Source organism: Nocardia sp. alder85J (assembly GCF_020176955.2).
GTDB lineage: Bacteria > Actinomycetota > Actinomycetes > Mycobacteriales > Mycobacteriaceae > Nocardia.
The window spans coordinates 114,209-132,659 of sequence record NZ_JAIUCZ020000012.1; the positions used below are offsets into that span (position 1 = coordinate 114,209).

The following is an 18,451-nucleotide window of genomic DNA, read 5'->3' on the forward strand; positions in this document are numbered from 1 at the left end:
CGACTATCCCATCAGACAATTCACGGACAGCGGGCCGGCGCGGATCGCCTTCCGGTGTTCGTGGGAGCTATCGGTAGCTGTGCCACAGCGCCGGGTCGCCGGTGCGCAGGGTATGCAGCCGGTGTGCGTGCTCGGCGGCGATCGCGGGACGGCGGGACAAGTCCGGGACAGCGGAGGTCACCAGCAGCAACTCCCGGATGCGGCTCAGCACAGCCCACTCGGGAGAATCGGTGACCTCGCGACCGTATGCGGCGGCGAAATCCGTATAGAACCCGTTGTCCGCGAACCGCATCGCGTCCGTTGCCTGCACGGCCAGATCCCAGGACACCGGGCCCACACCGGCGGAGTCCAGGTCCGCCAGCACCGGCACAGTACCCTCGACTGCGGGGCACAGCAGGTTTCCCGGGTGCGCATCACCGTGCACGAGGCCGATCGACAGCGGCGGCAGTGCGCGGTACGCCTCGGCGGTCTGGTCCCACTGCGCGCGCAGCCACGCCAGATCTTCGGCCGGTAGTGCCGGATCAGCGGCGGCCAGCCGTGCGCCGGCTGCCTTGAACGGCTCCCACCGGGGTAGGTCGGAATCGGAAACGTCCAGTGAGTGAACAGCTTTGAGCGGCGAAGCCAGATCGGCGCCGGTCCAGGGGACCTCCTCGGCGCGGTGCGGCAGGGCCTGCCAGAACGTCACGGAGAAGTCCTGGCCGACGAACATCGGATTCTCGATCCCGTCGGCCAGCCGCACGGTGGGAGCGTCGCGGTCGGCGAGCCAGCGTGCGACCGCGGCGATGCGCGGCGCCCGGAACCGTCCCAAGCCACCGATGCCGATCCGGACGATCACAGGGACCTCGGCGAGCTGATAGACGGCGTTGTTGACATACTTCAGCAGCGCCGCCTCCGCAGGGTCCACGTGCAGACCGGCCCTCGAACACGCTTCGGCCAGGACGGCACGCAGCTGCCGGGCCCGGTGCGGCGACAATTGAGTCACGACGGTGCTCGGTCAGGTGCCGACGGCCGCGGCCGAATGCTGGACGATCACGTCACGGTAACCATCCATCAGATCGCGCAACGTCGAATTCCGTGCGACGAACGGCAGGGCCGCGGCGACGACCTGCGGCAACCGCTCGACAGCACGCGTGGAGTTCAACACCTTCACCTCGTCGAGCAGTTCTTCCGCGGAGGCCAGTCCGCCACCGACATCGCCAACCCAGAATTGGCAGGTCGTCCTGACTAGCCGGTCATAGACCCGGCTACGCGCCGGCCTGCCAGGATCGGTCGCCGCGAGAGAGCCCGTCGTCAGATCGATTGCGACGGAGGCCAGTCGCTGCGCCTCCACACGATCCTCGATGGTGTCCGCCAGTGTGCTGTAGACCAGAGCCCGATGGCCCTCCCAGTCGCCACGGGAGAAGAACACCTGATGCCACGGTTCGATGCGGTTCGGCTGGATTCTGCCCATCGCATGCTCGGCTCGCGCGAAACACTCCTCCACCTGATCTTGCAGGCCCATCAGCGCGTACATCCAGGCGGCGGTCGCATGGAGCTGAGCTTCCTCGCCGAGGTCGTTGGCATCCTGTGCGGCGATCTGCCCGAGTTGGACGTACCGCAATGCCAACTTCACGTGGTTGTGGTCGAGCTCCTCCGAACGTTCGCGCATGCTGCCCCGCCCACCCTGATATTGGTGAAGCGCAACGCGGCTCAGCCCGAAAAGCACATCCGCGCTCAAGCTATGCGCTTGAGCGGCAACCGTTTTCGACGAACGCAGCCATCCGAGTGCCTGCGCGAAGCAGCCCTCGGCGTGTTCTTGACGACCAGCATCGTGACAGGCCCATGCCGTGGTGTTGGCCAGTTGTGCCGCCGCCACCCGCAACTCGCCCTCCAGCGCTGGCGGGACCCTCTGATCGAGCAGACGCGCTGCCCAACCGAGAGCGCCCTGCGCTGCGTCGACCGATGCGGCCCCGCCGCTATCGCTGGACAGCTGATCGAGTGTCGCGGTCATCATACGAATCCGAGCAACATGATATGGCTCGACCACGGCCGGCACCGGCGCCAGCGGGGCCGGCAACGCGGGCAGCCACCTGTGCAATCCGGTGGTCTCGCCGACCACAGCTGCAGCTACAGCGCCGAGAAACCGTCTGCGTCGCACATCGGCCTCCTCGGGTAGGTCTTCACCAACGCTACCGTCACCCCCACCGACTGCACTCGCGCTCGCATAACGGGCTGATACGAGTGAGGGTTGAGCGTCCACGTGCACCACGGTGGGACCATCCGTGGTGCCGGGCAGCGGTGCACCGATCTTCCTCAGCACCTGCTCGTATTCAGGTGATATGCGCACCACGATGCCGCGTTCCCACAGAGAGATGTGCTGTTGCTCGCAGCCCAGCTCCAGGCCCAGCTCCCGGCCGACCGCTTTGAGTCCGTCGGCGAGGTTCTGCTGGCTTTCTCCACGTCGCCGGCGGAATGCACGCAGTTCAGCACCCCAATCGAGCGCTGTCGTGACGGCACTCGACGGATCTGACTGCATTGCCACGATTCGACCACCCTCTGCCTCATCGACATGTCCCCTCAATGGAGGAATTATCACCCCGAATGTCCAGATTCACAGCCCAAATCGGCTATAGCATTGGATATTTCGAGCCTCGGCGTGTTCCCGCGCTGTACACATCGGCCCGGCGCCCGCGGGAGCAGTCCGGGAGTCCGGGCAGACCGGTTCGCCGTAGCTGAGGACGAAACGACCCTCCCCGAGTCATACTGAGGGCACAGGGGCAATCAGATCAGGGGGAAATCCAATGCGCGCCAACACAATAGCCTGTGCTGTCGCAGCGGCAGCGCTGGCCGTCGGCGGAATGCTGATCGAGGCGCCGGCCGCGCACGCGGCGAAAGCCTGCGGATTCGAGTTCTACCCCTACAGTCGCCCCACCGTGCTCGACCGATTCCAGATCCGCGGCGACGGCCGGGCCGAATGTGACGCCCCACCCCAAGAACACCACCTCACACTCGCACTCCAATACCTACGCGCCGGCCGGTGGGAAACCTCGGTGTCCCGAACATACGACCAGATCCCCAACCCGAGCGCGGACTACACCATCACCGGCAACTGTTACGCAGGGACCTGGCGTCTCGCGATGGGCGTCACCGGCACAATGGACGGCAACCCATTCGTGTTCAGCGACTACTCGAATCCGGTGGACATCGGCCCCGACCGATGCCCCGCCCAATGACAGGAGACACCCCGCATGATGGACGCAACCACCGCCCGCGAGGTACGCGACCGGATCCAACCCCTCTACGAGCAGGTCGTGGCCGCGCTGGGGCGCGAACACCCCTCAGCGGTCGCGCTGGACCAGGCCGCTCGATCGCTGCCCGCCCACATGCCACGCCGGTACGCCGACCACGAGCCGCACTGACCGCCCGTCGCGATCAATGTCCGCGGTGGCCGCCGACATCGCCGCAGCCATAGTTCGGGTGGGCACGAACGTGCCCGAGTCCGGCGCAGATGTCGCAGTGGCCGGGGTAGCCGACGCGACCGCGTTCGGGGTTGGTGCCGACGTAGTCGCGCGTCGGCGGGTAGGCCGGATGGTAGCGGCTGCCGGGTCAAAGACCGGGCATTATGGATACCTAGGCTCGGTCGTCGGAACCCAGTCGGCCGAGCCCGGTTTTGTCGGTTCCGGTTGGTATGTCCCCTGCGCGAATGGAGGACACGGTGCGTTGGACATCGCCGGTGGTGATCGCACTACTCTGACACTCGACCGCTGTCAGCAGGAGAAATTGTCGTGTTGGACCGCGAGACCGTGCGATTGGCGTGGGATGGCGGCCGGTGGATCGTCCTCGCCGGGCCTCCCGTCGATCACACTCGGGCATCTGGAGCGCACCGGGTTATGGTCCGGGAATCCGTCGGTGTGGTGGTCGTTGAGCGCCACCCTGATCCCGGTGGGGGATCGGGCAGTCACCCGAGCCAGGGCTATCCAGCTGGTGATGGAGTACTCCGTGCGGTTCACCGGCACTCCGGTAGCCGACGATCGACACTGAACGAGATCGCGATCGTGCGTGAAGTGTCGAAGGCGAGAAATCTGTGCAGAGCCCTTCACGGACAGGGCAACTCGGTTATGCACACGGAATGCATCGGTTCGAGGGATCCGCAGGAACTCGGACGGGCCCCGCGCGTCAGGTCGGTTCGGGCCGGTGGCCGAGGTCGGTACCAACTGGATCAGCACAGCGCAATTGTGTCGATGGCTGGCAAAAGGCGAATCTTCGGCGAGCAGGCGGTCGGGCTTTCGGTAGCGGAGTCTGGTCTTGTGGGGCTCACCAGCCGTGGACGCTGAAGAACTGATTGCGGGTGATGGCGTGGACGGCGTCGGCGGAGAAGGGTATGGCGTCCGGTGGTGGCTGGTGGAGGGGGTACCAGCGTAGTTCGGAGCATTTGTGTGGTTCGGCGTTGACGATGTCGCCGTCCCAGCGGGTGGTGAGGAAGTGGAAGTCGATGCGGGACAGTCCTTCTGGTGTTCTGCGGTGTTGGACGTGGACGCAGTGGAGGTGGTCGGGGTGTAGCCGGATCCCGATTTCTTCGGCGGACTCGCGGATGGTCGCGGTGAGGACGTCTTCGCCGGCTTCGAGGTGGCCGGCGACGAGGCCGAACCGGCCGTCCATGAATCCGGTGTTGGCGCGGCGGCTCCACAGCAGGTGGCCGTCGAGGATCGGGAGCAGGGCGACGTCGACCACGCTGGTGTGGCGCGGCAGCATGAACGGTCGCGGGTCGTCGGTTCGTTCCATGATCGTCTCCCTCGAACGGGTGTGGTGGCACAGGAGATTGCGTCCCGGTCCGGGTGCGGCCGGTTCTCTACGCGGGATCGGTGTTGGGAGGGCAGCGGGACAGTAGGAGGTCGGTCATGCCGGTGATCGGTGTGGTCAGTGGTGAAGGCGTTGTAGGAGAGCGGATTTCGGTAGGGTAGGTGTGCGGCCGGTAGGAGTTGGCCAGCCGGTAGATGTGGAATCCGGTGTTGCGGAATGGTTGCAGGATCTCGTCGGCGGTGGTGCCGGTGCCGGTGAGCCGGTCGGGGCTGATTTCGACGATCAGTTCGCAGTCTGGTGCGAGCCGGTGGAGATGGCCGGTGAGGTCGGTGAGGGCGGTCGCTTCGGCGCCTTCGATGTCGATTTTGAGGATCCGGGCGTGTTCGAGGGTGCCGGCGGGAAGCAGATCGATCAGGGGTCGTCCCGGTGCGGTGGTGGTGACGGCGGGTGTGTGCGGGTTCGGTTCGAGGACGGTGGTGTTGCCGGTGTTGCTGGTGTCGGGTGTGTAGAGGGTGACGGTGCACGGGTTTTCGGTGATGGCGGCGCGGACGGTGTGGACGTGGCGGCAGTGGTTGCGGGCGAGGTTGGCCAGTAGCTGGTGGTGGGTGGCGGGTGCGGGTTCGACGGCGACGACGCAGCCGGTGGGCCCGACGAGAGTGGCCGCGAGGAGAGTGTGGTAGCCGTGGTGGGCGCCGAGGTCGATGACGGTGTCACCGGGCCGGAGCGTAGTGGTGAGGTAGGCGGTGATCGCCGGTTCCCAGGCGCCGGTCATGTAGAGCATGCGGGGCACGAAATCGCTGGTGTCGTAGTGCATGCGGGCACCGAAGCGGGTGCGGGTGACTCCGGTGCGCGGCCGCTGCCGTAATCCGGCGTCGAGCCAGGGCAGCAGTGTGGTGGCGATGCGGGTTCCCGGGCCGTACCGGGTCCACAGCCGGGCGGCGGTCAGCAGTGTCGGCCACGGCGGCACAGTGCGGGTGGTTTCCGTGGTGGTGATCGGTCGTGCGCTGATCATGGTCGCTGTCCCGGTTGCGGTGTGGCGTGTCGTGGGGGTGTGGCGGGGCTGGTGGCGAGGTGGTGTGCGAGGGCGCTGATCGGTGGCAGGGCGGTGTTGTCGGCTTGGAAGCGACGCACGGCGGCGGCGAGGGCCGGGGAGCGCAGAGCGGTGGTGGCGGCCCCGGTGATGGTCGCGGGGGTGAATCCGGTGTCCCAGTCGAGGATGACAGCGGCGTGGTGGCGGGCGCATTGGGCGGCGACGTGGAAGGTGTCGTTGTGGCGGGGCGCGATGATCGGGACGGCGCCGTGGGCGAGGGCTTCCAGGGTGGAGGTGGCGCTGCCGTGGCACACGAGGATGTCCGCGTGGGCCACGTGGCGGCGTACGTCGAGGTCGCCGGTGACCGTGACGTCGAATCCGGTTCCGGCAGTGAGGTTCTCGGCGTGGGTGGTGAGCGCGGTACGGGTGGGTGCGTGGCGGATCTTCAGGGCGACCGACGCGGCACCGGCGGCGAGCAGGCCGTCGAGGATCGCACGCCATGCCGGTGCGGGGGGTTCGGGCAGGAAGGTGCCGAAGGAGACGAGCGCTCGCGGCCGCGCGGCCGGTGCCGGTGGGTCGATGGCCGGGGGACTGTCGGGCTGGAACCGGTAGCAGGTGAGGGGTTCGGTGGGGGTGCCGGGGAGGAAGAACCAGCGTGGGCCGAAGGCGACCAGGCCGAGGTCGCCGTCCGGTGTGGGGTCCGGGGTGGGGTGGCCGCGGATGAGGGTGCGGCGGTGGGCTTCTGCGGCGCTGCCGGTGGGGGTGGCGGCGTCGGCGCAGGCGACGACCCGCAGGACGGGGATCCGGTGGTCGTGGCCGGCGAGGATGGCGCCGCGAGCGGAGGTGTCGGCGACGATCAGGTCGGGGCGTAACCGGGTGATGAGGGCGCTGGTGTCGGCGTGGGCGCGGCGGCCCATTGCGATGGTGATGTCCTCGCCGGTGGGGTCGTGGCCTGCGGCCGGGTAGGTGTCGTCTCCGGCGTGATGGCAGGTGACCGGCAGCGCTGCCGCGCCGGTGGTGGTGGCGACGGTGCGACTGCCGCACAGATGCACATCGGTATCGGGACGGGCGGCCAGCTGCGCGACCAGCGGCAGCACCGTGTTGCAGTGGCCGGGGCCCGGAGCGTAGGCGGCCAGGACACGGGTGGTCATCGCGGCGCCCGCGGGGACAGCGTGACGCCGCCGAGGACGGAGGTGGCGGTCGCGACGGTGACGGTGGTGTCGAGGATGGTGTCCCCGGACAGGCCGGTGGCGGCCAGCGCGGTGTCCACGGCGCGGGCACGGTCGGTGGCGGGGATGGCGGTGAGGTAGGGGTAGCTGCCGTGGGTCAGCGGGGCGGTGACCTGGTGCAGCGGCAGGGGTTCGGTCCAGGTGGCGACGGTGTCGAGCCGGGTGGTGATGCCGCAGGTGGCGAGCCAGTCGGTGAGCCGGGGGTCGTTGCCGTTGCTGACGATGCGGCCGCGGGGGTGACCGTGGCGGCGCAGGGCGGCGTGGAAGGCGGTGGTGAAGTCGGTGACGATGGGCGGGTGGGTGCGGCGCGACAGCAGACGCAGCAGGATCCCGCCGGGGCGCAGCAGACGGGCGGCTTCGGCGACGGCGTACACCGGTTCGTCGACGAAACACAGGGCAGCGTGTTCGGCGACCGCGTCGCAGCACTGGGCGGGCAGGGTCACGGCCATGCAATCCTCGCCGCGCACACGGACGGCCGTCGTGCCGGTGGTGGCGCGGTGCAGCAGTGCCCGCATCCCGACGGCGGGTTCGATCGCGTGGACAGTGGCGGCGGCGGGTGCGAGCAGGCCGGTGATCGCGCCGGTCCCGGCACCGAATTCGGCGACGACCCGGCCGGTGAGGTGGGTGGCGGCGATGGTGGTGATCGCGTGTGAGAAGTGCGGGGAGTGGGGGCGGTCCTGGTCGTAGCGGCCGGCGAGGTCGGTGGTGTAGAGGTAGCTGCCGTCGTCACCGGTGAGGGTCCGCCAGGCCACTGCCGCGGCGGTGACGGCCGGGTCGTGCCGGCCGCACCTGCAGGCGGCGGCCGTGCCGGTGCGGTGGGCGTAGACGGTCAGCCGGGCCAGGCACCACGCGGCGCCGACACGGCCGGTGCCGTCGCGCCAGGGGCCCGGATCGGTCCCGGTCAGTGCCGTGAACCGGCCCGGGACCTCACGACCGCCCGGGCCGGGTTGCGGGCGGGGAGCGCGGCGCAGCCACAAGGCTTCCATCACCGCCAGCACCTCGGGCACGGCAGCGCGCAGCCGGTGGTCGCTGACGGTGCCCGTGCCGGTGACCAGGTCGCACAGCAGGCACCACAGCGGCGCGGTGACGGCGGCCAGCAGGGCGGCCACCGTGGTGTCGGTCCACCAGGGAATGTAGGTGAAGTCGTCGTCTGTGCGAACTGTGCTGTCCGGCAGGGTGATTCGCGCGACGGTGGCTGGTGGTGTCATGCGGGTCGTTCCGATCGGGTGTGGTCGGGGGTGGTGTGCTCGACGGCGTCGTGGAGCAGGGCTGCCATCTGGTCGAGTTCGCCGGTGGTGGCGGTGAGGGCGGGGGTGAGGACGACGGCGGTGTGCTCGCGGCCGGCGATCAGCCCGCGGGTGAGCGCGGCGGCGGCGATCGCGTCGGCGTGCGCGGCGGTGCCGCAGTCCAGGACTCCGGTCACCCCGTAGGTCCGTGCTTCGCGGATGCCGGGGGCGGCGGCGAACGCGGGCCGGAAACACGTGGTGAACCAGTTGGCGGTGGTCGCGGCGTCGGTGAGGCCGCTGTCGGTGAGCAGGCCGGCGGTGGCCAGTGCGGCGGCGGCGGCGAGGCCGTGGCCGGAGGTGGTGTGCCCGTAGCGCAGGACCGTGTCACCGAACCGGTCGCGGATACCGGCGCGCAGGCAGGTGGCGCCCATGGGGATGGTGCCGCCGGTCATGCCCTTGCTGATGGTCAGGATGTCCGGTGGCCGCGGCAGGGCTGCGGTGGCGAATCCGGTCCCGCCGCAGCGGCCGAATCCGGTGAACACTTCGTCCACTATCAGCAGGCATCCGGCGGTTGTGGTCAGGTGCTGCAGTGCGGTGAGCAATCCCGGCGGCAGGACGATCCCGCCGCCGACGTAGAGGAACGGTTCGACGATCACCGCCGCGACCCGGTCCCGGCCGGCGAGGTCGAGCGCGGTGGCGAACGCATCCGCCAGCGCCCCGGTGGCGCCGGGGTGATCGGGGTGGTGGACAGCAGTGAGGTCGACGTGGTGGACGCGGGGTGCGTGGGCCCAGTCGGTGTGCAGGACCGGCAGCCCGGACAGTGCTTGCGCGGTGGCGGTGCATCCGTGATAGCCGCGGGTGAACGCGATCACGGTGTCCCGGCCGGTGTCGCCGCGGGCGTGCCAGTAGTCCATGGTGATGCGCAACGCTGCCTCGATGGCTTCGGAGCCGGAGCCGGTGAGCACGATGTCGTGCATGCCGGTCAGCGCGCCGAGCGCGGGCATCAACGCGTCGGCGGGCTCGAGGGCGGCGAGGGTTTCGTCCATGTGCGCGATGCGGGTCAGCTGGGTGGTGATCGCGGCGGTCAGGACCGGGTGAGCGTGCCCGAACGGGGTGTTGGCGGCGCCGGCGACGCCGTCGAGGTAGCGGCGGCCGTCGACGTCCCACACGTGGCAGCCGCGGCCGCGGGCGATGACCGGCATCGGTTCCCGGGGGCCGGTGGCGCGGGTCCAGCCGTTCCAGCGATGAGTAGCCATGAGGCGCAGTCCTTTTCAGCGAGGAGGCAGATGGTCGTGCAGCCATGCGACCAGCGGTGCGATGGTGTGCTCGTACGCCCACGTCCCTGCGTCGTGCCGGGGTGGGCTGGCGTCGGGGGTGACCAGCCGGGTCAGCAGGTCGGCCAGGCCCGTGGTGTCGTCGGGGTCGATCGGGATCGCGAGCTCGTCGGCGGCCAGTTCGACGGCGGTGGCGCCGTGCGGGTCGACGATCAGCGGCAGTCCGTACAGGCGGGAATCGCGGGCCCGCAACCGGACACAGGTCTGGTTCTCGATGCCCGGACGTGCCAGGCAGATCAGCGCGGCGGCGTGCGTGAAGGACCGGTCGCGGTCGCGGTGGGCGATCGGGTCGGTGTGCAGGAGCACGTGCTCGGCGACACCGAGGTCGGCAGCTGCGGTGGTGACGGCAGCGGTGGTGGCGGCGGTGTCGGGGTGGGGTGCGGCGTGCAGGAACCGCAGGGTGACCTCGGTGCCGCGGGCGCGGGCGGCCGCGACCGCCCGCACAGCGGCCACGGGATCGGTGAACGCCCACAGCCCGCCGGTCCACAGCACCTCGGTGCGGCGGCGGGCCGTCGACACCGGTAGCAGCCCGGCGGCGGTGGTGTGGCTGAATCCCAGGGGGATGGTGAGGATCCGGTGCGCCAGCAGCCGGGAGGTGGCGATGTCGCGCGCGTCCAGCAGCCCGTAGGCGGCGAGGTTGGCGACCGCGGTGAGGCGTTCGATCGCCGAGCGGGCGACCAGCAGCTGCGAGTGGGTCAGCTGATACCGGTAGGCGTCGACCAGCCGCTGGTAGGCGCCGGTGTCGAAGATCCCGCCCGGTCGCAGCCGCGGATACTCCAATTGTTCGACAGGGGCGGTGTTCTCGCTGAGGATCACCGTGCCCGCGGCCACCGCGTGCTGCATGCGCGGCAGGTCGGGCATGTCGAAGAACATCACCGCGGCGGCGGTGGCGAGCAGCTGCGGCCAGTCGCGGGCTTCGGTGATCAGGACGGCGTCACCGGTGTCGACCGGTTCACGGTTGCCGGTGGCGGGGCTGTAGACGACGACGGGCAGATGGTGGGCGAGGGCGGCGGCGAGTTCGGCCACGCGCAGCCCGATCCCGGAGATGCCGTACTGGGTGAGGGGGTAGTCCCCGGCGTCGAGCACCACGGTCACGGCCACACCTCGCCGGTGGCGAAGCCGCGGGCGTCGGCGGGTTCGTTGAGGTTGCCGAATGCCGGGCCCCACACCACCGCAGCATTCATCAGACAGGCCGGGGCCGGTGTGGCCAGGTCGGCGGCCAGTCTCGGCAACATCGGCTTTCCCACGGCCACCGCCGACCAGCACGCGGTGAAACCGGCGGGATCGCGGGGTTTTTCGGCGGCGGCGGTGACGATGCCGTCGGTGACGGTCAGCGCACCGTCGCGGCGCAACCGGTCCGGGTCGGTGCACGCGGCGGCGATCACCGCGATCGACGCACCGTCCCCGACGGTGGCCAGCGCGGTGGTGAACGCGGGCACCGGGTCCCCGAGATACACCTGGTCGCCCAGGCACACCAGCACCTGGTCGTCGCACCACGGGTACGCGGCAGCGAGACCGGATGCCATGCCGGCCGCGGCCGGGTTGTCGGCGAGCACGAACGCGGTGTCGTGGCGGCGGTAGCGGGCGAGGTGGCCGACCAGGCCCAGTTTCGCCGCCGACACGACCACCACCACGCGCACCGGCTCCGCAAGGGCGCCGATGGCGTGCATGAGCGGATCGATCACCGACACCCCCGGCCGCAGGGCGTGCAGTTCCTTCGGATAGGGGGCGGCGAACCGGGATCCGGCGCCCCCGGCGAGCACGACCACCGTCGCCATCACCGCACCGCCTCGGGCGCGCCGGCCGCGGTCCACCAGGGGCGCCCGCCGACGGCTCGGCGCAACCGGTCCGCGCAGGCCCGCCCGGTGACGGTGTGCCCGTCGCGGGCGTCGGCGAAGATGCCGGCGAGGGTGTGCATGTCGCGGGGCGTGGCGCCCAGCAGTGTCGGTTCCGCGGTGCCGAGCCGCCACATCGGGCCGGGGCAGCCGGGCAGCCCGGATTGCACGTTGACGCGGATACCCCATCCGGCCACCAGGTCCGACAGCCCGGCCGCGTCCCCGGCCCGGACCCACACCTGATGGGTGTCGGTGCTGCCGGCGGCGACGTCGAACCCGTGCCCGGCCAGCCCGGCCGCGAGCGCCCGGGCATTGTCGAGTACCGCGGCCGCGTATCCGCGCCCGTACACCTGGAATTCCAGCGCGGTGACCGCCGCGGCGAGGACGGCCCCGAAGTGGTGACTGGACACCAGGTCGATCTGCGCGGCCGCCAGCAGTGCCGCGGTGTCGCGGTCGCGGGTGACCAGCACGCCGTGGTGCGGGCCCGGGAACGTCTTGTGCAGCGACCCCCCCGCCGAGCCCGCCCCCTGGTCGAGTGGGTTGGGGTGCGCGCCACCGAGCACCAGGCCCATGGTGTGGCTGCAGTCGACGTGCAACCGCGTTCCCGCACCGGTGGCGACCCGGTCCGCGACGGCAGCCACGTCCAGGACGTGCAGCGAGTTCTGCAGATCCAGGTACACCAGCGTCGGCCGCTGCCCCAACGCGGCGCGCAGCTGGTCGTCGTCGACGTGCCCGCCGGTGCAGTCGACCGGCAGCCACCGGTACCCGAGACGGCGGATCATCGCGCCGGTGGCGTAGTGGCCCCCGCACGCCGGTGCCAGCGACACCACCGCCGACCCCGGGGGACCACCGAGCCCGGCCAGCGCGATCAGCATCGCGTTCGCGCCCGACACCGGCCGCAGATTCACCACGCCACCGCCGAAAAGGTCGGAAAATGCCTGACAGCCAAGGTTTTCCACGCCGGCGACGGCTTCGCCGCCACGGAATTCCCACTGCCGTGGCGTTTGCGTGGTGTTGAAGTGGTAACGGTTGCTGTAGTCGGTGGCCAGCATCGCGTGCGCGGCCGGGCTCATCCGGTTCTCGCTGGGCACCAAATTGATCGCGGACGTGGCCTGCTGGTGCCCGCTGGCTACCCGAGCGAGGACTTCGGCCACGCCGGCCGCGGGATCCGGGAACACCACGGGCGCACCGAGGGTCGGAAGTGTCTGCATCGCCACACCTTTCAATCGTGAAACCGGCACGCACGCACTAGCGTCTCGGCCACGGCCACGGCCACGGCCGCACCGGTGCCGTGGTCGGGGCGTGCGCCGCGAGCACCGGCTCCCCGGCCGTGCAGGTCCGGCCGGGTTCGGTGAGCAGCGTGACTCCGCAGGCCGGGCCGTGGACAGCGGCCAGCGCTTGCGCGGCCACACCCATCGGCCGTGCGTCGATCCCGGCGAACACCGCGGTCAGCGCCGCCGCCTCCGTGTCGGAGTGCCTGCTCATCGCCAGGGTGGTCAGCATCGACGCCACCACCGCATCCGGGCGCTGCGGCGCCAACAGCACCGCGAACTCCTCGCGCCCGAACTCGACGCCCCCGTCCCGGCGGCGCGCCAGCAGTGTTGCGGCACTGCTCATCACGCGACCTCGCGGGTGTAGAGACCGCGGATCAGCAGCCGCCCGCCGGGCCCGGCGCAGAACGCGGTACGGCCGTGCGCCACCACGCTGTTGCACAGCACCAGCCCGGTTCGCGACGGGATCGGCAGCTCGTGGCGAAACGGGCTGCCCGGCCGCGACAGTCGCCGCATCGACTCGACCGCCGCCGCCCGGACGGCACCGAGATCGCCTGCCAGCTGCCAGATTTCGGTGCCGTCGTCGGCCCACCGAGTCCGCCACCGCCCGCCGATCTGCGCGAACGCCGGGCCTGTCGCCTTGCGTGGCGGGGTGAACGCGGTCGCCACCCGGGTCAGCGCGTCCATACCGGTCAGCGACTGCGCCAGCGCCGGGTCGGTGGAGCGTAGGTGGGTGTAGGCGGCGACGGCGTCGAAGATCGTGGTGTGCCCGCCGCCGGGTGCGGCACGCTCGAACCACAACAGCGAGGTCGCCACGAGCCCGATCGGCTCTAGTGTGCCGTCGGTGTGGAACCCCTGCGCGGCCCCTGTCCCGAAATACCGGTGACCGTCGGCGGTGACCGTCGGCGCGATCGTGTTGAAACCGTCTGTGCTGTAACCGAACCGGCCCGGCTCGGGCGCATACACCGGTGGGATGTGGATGGCGCCCAGGTCGAGCCGGTCGGCGACCTCGGTGAGGATCTGCCGCGCCGGCGCGGCCGGGTCGGCGACGGTGAACACCGCGAAGCCGTGCGTGCGGCACGCGCTGCGCAGCCGCTGCACCGGAGCACGCGTCCCGGTGTGCCAGGCGGTGATCGGGACTTCGGATGTGCGGGAATCGGTGTGCAGGAAGCTAACTGAGGTCATGAGGGTCTCCGTCGGGTTTGTCGGGTGCCCAGTCGCGGATCGCGTCGGCGATGCGCGCGGCGGTCGCGCGCGGACTCAGTGAGGTGGTGTCGACCACCAGGTCCGCCTCCTCGGCCACCCACTTTTCGCGGGCCCTGGCGAAGGTGGGCAGATGCGCCAGCCGCCAGTCGGCGGCGCGGTGCAGGACTTCGTCCTCGCTGATGCGCCGGCGCAGCACGGCGGGGTCGGCATCGAGCAGGACCAGGCGCACCGTGTGACCGAGGCCGCCGATCCCGTCGGCCAGCTCGGCCCAGTACTCCCGGTTCGTGACCGTCTGCACGATCACGAGGTTGTCGCCGGTGGCCGCGGCGATCTCGTCGGCGACGATCGGGACCAGCCGCCGCCACGACGGGTAATCCTGGAAATCACCGACAGGGACATCGGTGAGCTGGGACCGGAGCATGAACCCGACGAACTCCGGGTCGAACAGCCGCCACCGCGGCCGCTGGGCCACCAGTTCGCCGGCAGCAGAGGTCTTTCCGGATCCGAAGGGGCCGTTCAGCCAGACGCAGAGCAATGTTCCTCCTGTAACAGGTCGTGGACGAGTCGGGACAGCGGTGATCCCGCCGGCAGATGCCGCACCGCCATGCCGATACTGGCCGCGCCGGGCAGGTTCACCGGGAGATCATCGACGACGAGAATCCTCGCCGCAGCCAGATCGAGGACAGCCGCGGCGTGCCGATACAACACCGGCGCCGGCTTGGTCATCCCCAGCTGCGCAGACACGAACACGTGGTCGAAATGCCCGGCGAGGCCGAAGGTTTCGAGGTCGTCGGTGAGGATGTCGGTGCTGTCGCTGAGCAGTGCCACCGCGTACTTCTGCCGCAACCGGTCCAGCAGCACAGCAGCCCCGTCCACGACCCGGCCCCGGTCTGCGCGCCACCGGCGCACCGCTTCGCGTCCACGGCCGTCGAACCGCGCAGCCAAGGCGGCGGCCACCTCCTCGCGCCACTGTCGATCGGAGTAGATGCCGAGTTTGGCGTACTCGTAGGCGTCGGTGCCGTACGCGGCGTGCGCGATCGCGCCGGGCGGCAGGCCTTCGGCGTGTTCACCGTCGCGCTCGCCGCGACCGTCCCAGTGACGCAGCACCCCGTCCCAGTCCAGCACGACCGCGGCGATGCCGTCGCCGCCGGTCACGGCCGGGTCTCCACGGTCACGGTGGTGAAGTCGCGGATCGCCGCATCGACCGCGCCACGGTCATCACCGTCGACCACCGTGAACCCCGCGCGGGAATGCGAATCCCGCGCCTCGCCGAGCCGATCACCGACGTGTGGCAGCGACAATTCGTGTGGATGATGCGTGGCGGCGAACCGCTCGGCCCCGTGCACCGCCACCACCGCACCGGGCGCGGTGTCGAGGAACACCGTCGCCGCGTGCCGACGCGCTACGGCGGTGACCGCGGTGGGTATCCCGCCGAGGCAGCGCAACCACTGCTCGGCCAGATTGATGCCGTACGCGAGTTCGATCAGCCACGCGATCCGATCGCCGGGAAACCGCAACGCGCACTCCAGCGGGTACACCCGCCCCTGGTCGACTCTCCACTCCGAATGCAGCAACCCGCTGTCGACCGCCAGCGCCGCAGCCAGCCGCCGCCCGCTGGCGGTCAGCGCCGCCCCGAGCGGTCCCGGAACAACCGCGGGGACCCGATGCCGCATTTCGGGGAACCACGGCAGCCGGCCCACCGCTTTCTCCGTGATATTGGTGAACACGACCTCGCCACCGGCCACCAGCAGCTCCACCGAGAACTCCGGCCCGGCCAGATACTGCTCGGCCAGATAGGTGAACCACACGGCAATGTCACGGTCGACCGGCTTGTACAGGCCCTCGTCGGCCCCCACCGATTCCGCCCAGGCACGATCGACCTCGCCGGCCGCGCCGATGTACCGGACACCCAGCGACCCGTTGCGATTACGGGGTTTGAGCACCACCGCCCGCCCGCCACCGTCGCGGACGAAGTCGGCGACCTCGCCAGGACCGGTCACCGGCCGGAACCGAGGTGTCGGGAACCCGGCCTGCGCGAGCAGACGACGGAACACCAACTTGTCTGTGCACGCGGCCACCGCGGTGTCGCCGGGGTACCCCAGCCCGGCTGCGGCGGCGATCGCTGCGGCCGCCCGCACCCCGAACTCCTTGCCCGGCAGCACCGCATCGAACCCCACCTCGGCATGCCACGCCAACCCCACCTCGACAGCCTCGTCGTCGAAAATGTAACGGCTCGTGCGGATCTCGGCGACGACCGGATGCTCGAACGCGCCAGGATAGGCAGCCGCCACCGACGGCTCCACCAGCAGGCACACCCGCGCGCCGCCGGTGCCGATGCGTGCCAGCGCGTCCAGCAGCCCCGAATTGTGCCCGATCACCAGCACCGTCGCGCTCACCACCGCTCACCGCCACCCACCGGATACGCCTCAGCGATCCGGGGCCGGCGCGCGCCTGGGAGCGTGCGAAGCATCATCACGAACGGGGATCCGGTGTACCCCGCTGCTCCGGTCACCAGGGCCGGGCTTCGATTTCCTGTCTGCATAGCGGCACCTCGCCGATCGAAAACGGTTGTGCTGCATCCAGTGGACGAGGTGAACCGCGACGTGAACCACGTGAACACCCTGGTTCTCACATCTGCACACCTGTCCGGGCCCGGCAGCGCTACTGTGGACATCCAGCAGATGACACGTGACCAGGGGGCGAGTCGCGATGGACGATCCGGGCGCCTTGGGCGCCGCCTTGAAACGGCTGCGCGACGCATGCGGACGCATGACCCAGGAAGCGCTCGCGCACGCCTGCCAGGTTCACCGCACCTACATCACCCACGTCGAAGCGGGCCGCTTCCATCCGCCCCGCAGTTTCTGGGTCGCCGCCGACAACGCCGTGGCTGCCGGCGGCGCGCTTCTGGCTGCCTACGATGCGATCGTGGTGCAACACCCCGCGGTGGCCGCCGGGCGGGGTATCTTCGCGGGGAGGCCCAGTCCGGTGGCGCCGGTTGCCGCGTTGCTGGGGGCCGAGTTCGACTCCGATCTGGAGAGGTGGCTGTCCGTGAACAGACGGCAGGTGATGCGACTGCTCGGTGTGGCCGGAACACTCCCGGCCGCGTCGCTGCTGGCGGCGCTGGAACAACCCGTCCGTGAACACCTCGTATACGCGCTGGCCAATCGTGCCGACGCCGCGGCGATCGACCGTATCGAGACCGTGCTCGACGCCGTTGCCCGGCAATACGAGGAATTCGGCCCGAAAGCGGTGTTGTCCGTGCGTCAAGGGCAAGCCGACATCATCGAAGCGCTGATGCGCGACTGCCCGGATACGTTACGGCCGCGGCTGTTGAGTGTCCGCGGCGCGCTGTCGCGCACACTGGGCTGGATGGCGTACGACTCCGGCGACTATCCGAAGGCCACCAGCTACTACGAGTCCGCGCGCAAAGATGCTCAGGATGCGGGAAACCCGGCCTTGAAAGCGCTGGTGCTGTGCAACATGTCGTTGGCCGCGACCCGCGACGATGACCCCCATGCGGGACTCGATCACGCTGTGACTGCAGCATATTGGGCCCGGGCACGGGCCGGCGACAAGTACCTCTACGCCTACAGCCGGGACATGGCCGCCGAGGCTCACGCCGAACTCGGTGACACGCGCGAATGCCTGACCGTGCTCGATGACGCCCGCACCGCCCTGGATTCCGCACCGTCAGCGACGCTGCCCAGCTACGTCTACGACCCGGCCTTGTCCGCAGGGTTCGCCGCCGAAAGCCTCACCAAACTCGGGCTCGCAGCCGAAGCGATCGACGCGGGCCAACGCTGCGTCGATCTGTTCGACCCCAGCTACGCGTTGTCGCGGGGATTCGCCGACATCGGCTTGGCCGCCGCACTAACCGCGGGCCGTCAGTACGATCGCGCCACCGACATCGTCCTCGCCACCGCCGCGGTCGCCGACGCGTACGGCTCACCTCGGCTCGCCGGCGAAGTACTCGCCACCGGCAGCAGTATCAGACAGCAGGCACCTCGATCACAGGCTGCACGACTGCTCGCTGATCTTTTCGGCGAATCTGTGTGATGTCTGCCGACAGTGTCGGTTCGGCCTGGGCACGGCTGCTCGTGAACTGGGATGCCCGGATGGGGACAGCAGCTGGCCGGGTCGATGCATATCCCGTCGCCTGTGGCCCGGCCAGGTGGTGCCGGCGTCGCGCCAGCAAACCGACCAAGGCGCAGAAGCTCGGCGTCCAGTTCGTCGACCAGGGTGAGATCTGGCGCCTGCTGATCGAGGCGAAGATCGTGTAGGGCGGCAACGGGCTGTTGTGGTCAGTCACGGGCTCAGGATGCGATCCTGTTGCTCGTGTGGAGGTCGGTGACGCGTTGCTGCAGCCGGATCGCACGGTCCGGTGATGTTGCCGCGATCTCGACACCGTGGCCATCGGATCCGTTGCCTGCGGGGCGCAGGTGCATTCCGGCGTGTCGGTCGTGCATGACCCAGAGTAGCGAATCCTCCTGGATCGTGTGCCTGAGTGATTCATGGTCGGCGACAGTGGGTTTCGGGTAGGA

19 protein-coding genes are annotated in these 18,451 nt (G+C 70.0%); 4 read left to right on the plus strand and 15 right to left on the minus strand.

Translation table 11 applies throughout. The features are described from left to right. Positions 1–67 precede the first annotated feature (67 nt). Positions 68–982 (minus strand): aminoglycoside phosphotransferase family protein, encoded by a 915-nt coding sequence (locus LBW94_RS35940; protein ID WP_225057010.1) that lies wholly within the window; start codon positions 980–982, stop codon positions 68–70. Between the two features lie 12 nt (positions 983–994). After that, positions 995–2,515 carry a hypothetical protein gene (locus LBW94_RS35945; protein WP_225057011.1) on the minus strand — a complete coding sequence of 507 codons (1,521 nt, stop codon included), beginning with the start codon at positions 2,513–2,515 and terminating at the stop codon, positions 995–997. Positions 2,516–2,780: 265 nt separating this feature from the next. Between LBW94_RS35945 and LBW94_RS35950 the strand changes: the two genes are divergently transcribed. Continuing rightward, a complete protein-coding gene (locus tag LBW94_RS35950; RefSeq protein ID WP_225057012.1) occupies positions 2,781–3,212 on the plus strand; it encodes a hypothetical protein in 432 nt (143 codons plus the stop codon). A 15-nt stretch (positions 3,213–3,227) separates the two neighbouring features. Continuing rightward, complete coding sequence (locus LBW94_RS35955) at positions 3,228–3,398, plus strand: hypothetical protein (RefSeq protein ID WP_225057013.1); 171 nt, start codon at positions 3,228–3,230, stop codon at positions 3,396–3,398. 895 nt (positions 3,399–4,293) lie between these two features. Here LBW94_RS35955 and LBW94_RS35960 read toward each other — a convergent pair. The 13 genes from LBW94_RS35960 to LBW94_RS36020 all read right to left on the minus strand — a co-directional run bounded on the left by LBW94_RS35960 (position 4,294) and on the right by LBW94_RS36020 (position 16,306). Then, positions 4,294–4,761, minus strand: coding sequence for an NUDIX hydrolase (locus LBW94_RS35960; RefSeq protein WP_225057014.1), 468 nt, complete (start codon positions 4,759–4,761; stop codon positions 4,294–4,296). A 67-nt stretch (positions 4,762–4,828) separates the two neighbouring features. Further along, a complete protein-coding gene (locus tag LBW94_RS35965; RefSeq protein ID WP_225057015.1) occupies positions 4,829–5,791 on the minus strand; it encodes an FkbM family methyltransferase in 963 nt (320 codons plus the stop codon). Further along, positions 5,788–6,960, minus strand: a complete 1,173-nt coding sequence (locus LBW94_RS35970; protein ID WP_225057016.1) for a glycosyltransferase — start codon at positions 6,958–6,960, stop codon at positions 5,788–5,790. The genes LBW94_RS35965 and LBW94_RS35970 overlap by 4 nt, the downstream gene beginning before the upstream one ends. Beyond that, a complete protein-coding gene (locus tag LBW94_RS35975) occupies positions 6,957–8,246 on the minus strand; it encodes a class I SAM-dependent methyltransferase (protein WP_225057017.1) in 1,290 nt (429 codons plus the stop codon). The genes LBW94_RS35970 and LBW94_RS35975 overlap by 4 nt, the downstream gene beginning before the upstream one ends. Beyond that, positions 8,243–9,520: an aminotransferase class III-fold pyridoxal phosphate-dependent enzyme gene (locus LBW94_RS35980; protein ID WP_225057018.1), complete on the minus strand. Its 1,278-nt coding sequence runs from the start codon at positions 9,518–9,520 to the stop codon at positions 8,243–8,245. The genes LBW94_RS35975 and LBW94_RS35980 overlap by 4 nt, the downstream gene beginning before the upstream one ends. 15 nt (positions 9,521–9,535) lie before the next feature. Then, positions 9,536–10,693 carry a hypothetical protein gene (locus LBW94_RS35985; protein WP_225057019.1) on the minus strand — a complete coding sequence of 386 codons (1,158 nt, stop codon included), beginning with the start codon at positions 10,691–10,693 and terminating at the stop codon, positions 9,536–9,538. Then, on the minus strand, positions 10,690–11,376 hold the full coding sequence (locus tag LBW94_RS35990) for an NTP transferase domain-containing protein (protein WP_225057020.1): 687 nt from the start codon (positions 11,374–11,376) through the stop codon (positions 10,690–10,692). The genes LBW94_RS35985 and LBW94_RS35990 overlap by 4 nt, the downstream gene beginning before the upstream one ends. Then, on the minus strand, positions 11,376–12,644 hold the full coding sequence (locus tag LBW94_RS35995; RefSeq protein ID WP_225057021.1) for a hypothetical protein: 1,269 nt from the start codon (positions 12,642–12,644) through the stop codon (positions 11,376–11,378). Before LBW94_RS35995 ends, LBW94_RS35990 begins: the two co-directional genes overlap by 1 nt. Before the next feature lie 37 nt (positions 12,645–12,681). Beyond that, on the minus strand, positions 12,682–13,050 hold the full coding sequence (locus LBW94_RS36000; protein WP_225057022.1) for a hypothetical protein: 369 nt from the start codon (positions 13,048–13,050) through the stop codon (positions 12,682–12,684). Then, positions 13,050–13,889, minus strand: coding sequence for a TauD/TfdA family dioxygenase (locus LBW94_RS36005; RefSeq protein ID WP_225057023.1), 840 nt, complete (start codon positions 13,887–13,889; stop codon positions 13,050–13,052). Before LBW94_RS36005 ends, LBW94_RS36000 begins: the two co-directional genes overlap by 1 nt. Further along, complete coding sequence (locus LBW94_RS36010; RefSeq protein WP_225057024.1) at positions 13,876–14,445, minus strand: AAA family ATPase; 570 nt, start codon at positions 14,443–14,445, stop codon at positions 13,876–13,878. Before LBW94_RS36010 ends, LBW94_RS36005 begins: the two co-directional genes overlap by 14 nt. Next, entirely contained in the window at positions 14,427–15,065 is a 639-nt protein-coding gene (locus LBW94_RS36015; protein ID WP_225057025.1) for an HAD family hydrolase, read from the minus strand. Before LBW94_RS36015 ends, LBW94_RS36010 begins: the two co-directional genes overlap by 19 nt. Next, positions 15,062–16,306: an ATP-grasp domain-containing protein gene (locus LBW94_RS36020; protein ID WP_225057026.1), complete on the minus strand. Its 1,245-nt coding sequence runs from the start codon at positions 16,304–16,306 to the stop codon at positions 15,062–15,064. The genes LBW94_RS36015 and LBW94_RS36020 overlap by 4 nt, the downstream gene beginning before the upstream one ends. Positions 16,307–16,619: 313 nt before the next feature. On the opposite strand from LBW94_RS36020, the gene LBW94_RS36025 reads away from it, so the two are divergent. After that, positions 16,620–17,966 (plus strand): helix-turn-helix transcriptional regulator, encoded by a 1,347-nt coding sequence (locus LBW94_RS36025; protein WP_225057027.1) that lies wholly within the window; start codon positions 16,620–16,622, stop codon positions 17,964–17,966. Then, positions 17,966–18,190, plus strand: a complete 225-nt coding sequence (locus LBW94_RS36030; RefSeq protein ID WP_225057028.1) for a hypothetical protein — start codon at positions 17,966–17,968, stop codon at positions 18,188–18,190. Before LBW94_RS36025 ends, LBW94_RS36030 begins: the two co-directional genes overlap by 1 nt. The last annotated feature ends 261 nt before the right edge of the window (positions 18,191–18,451 follow it).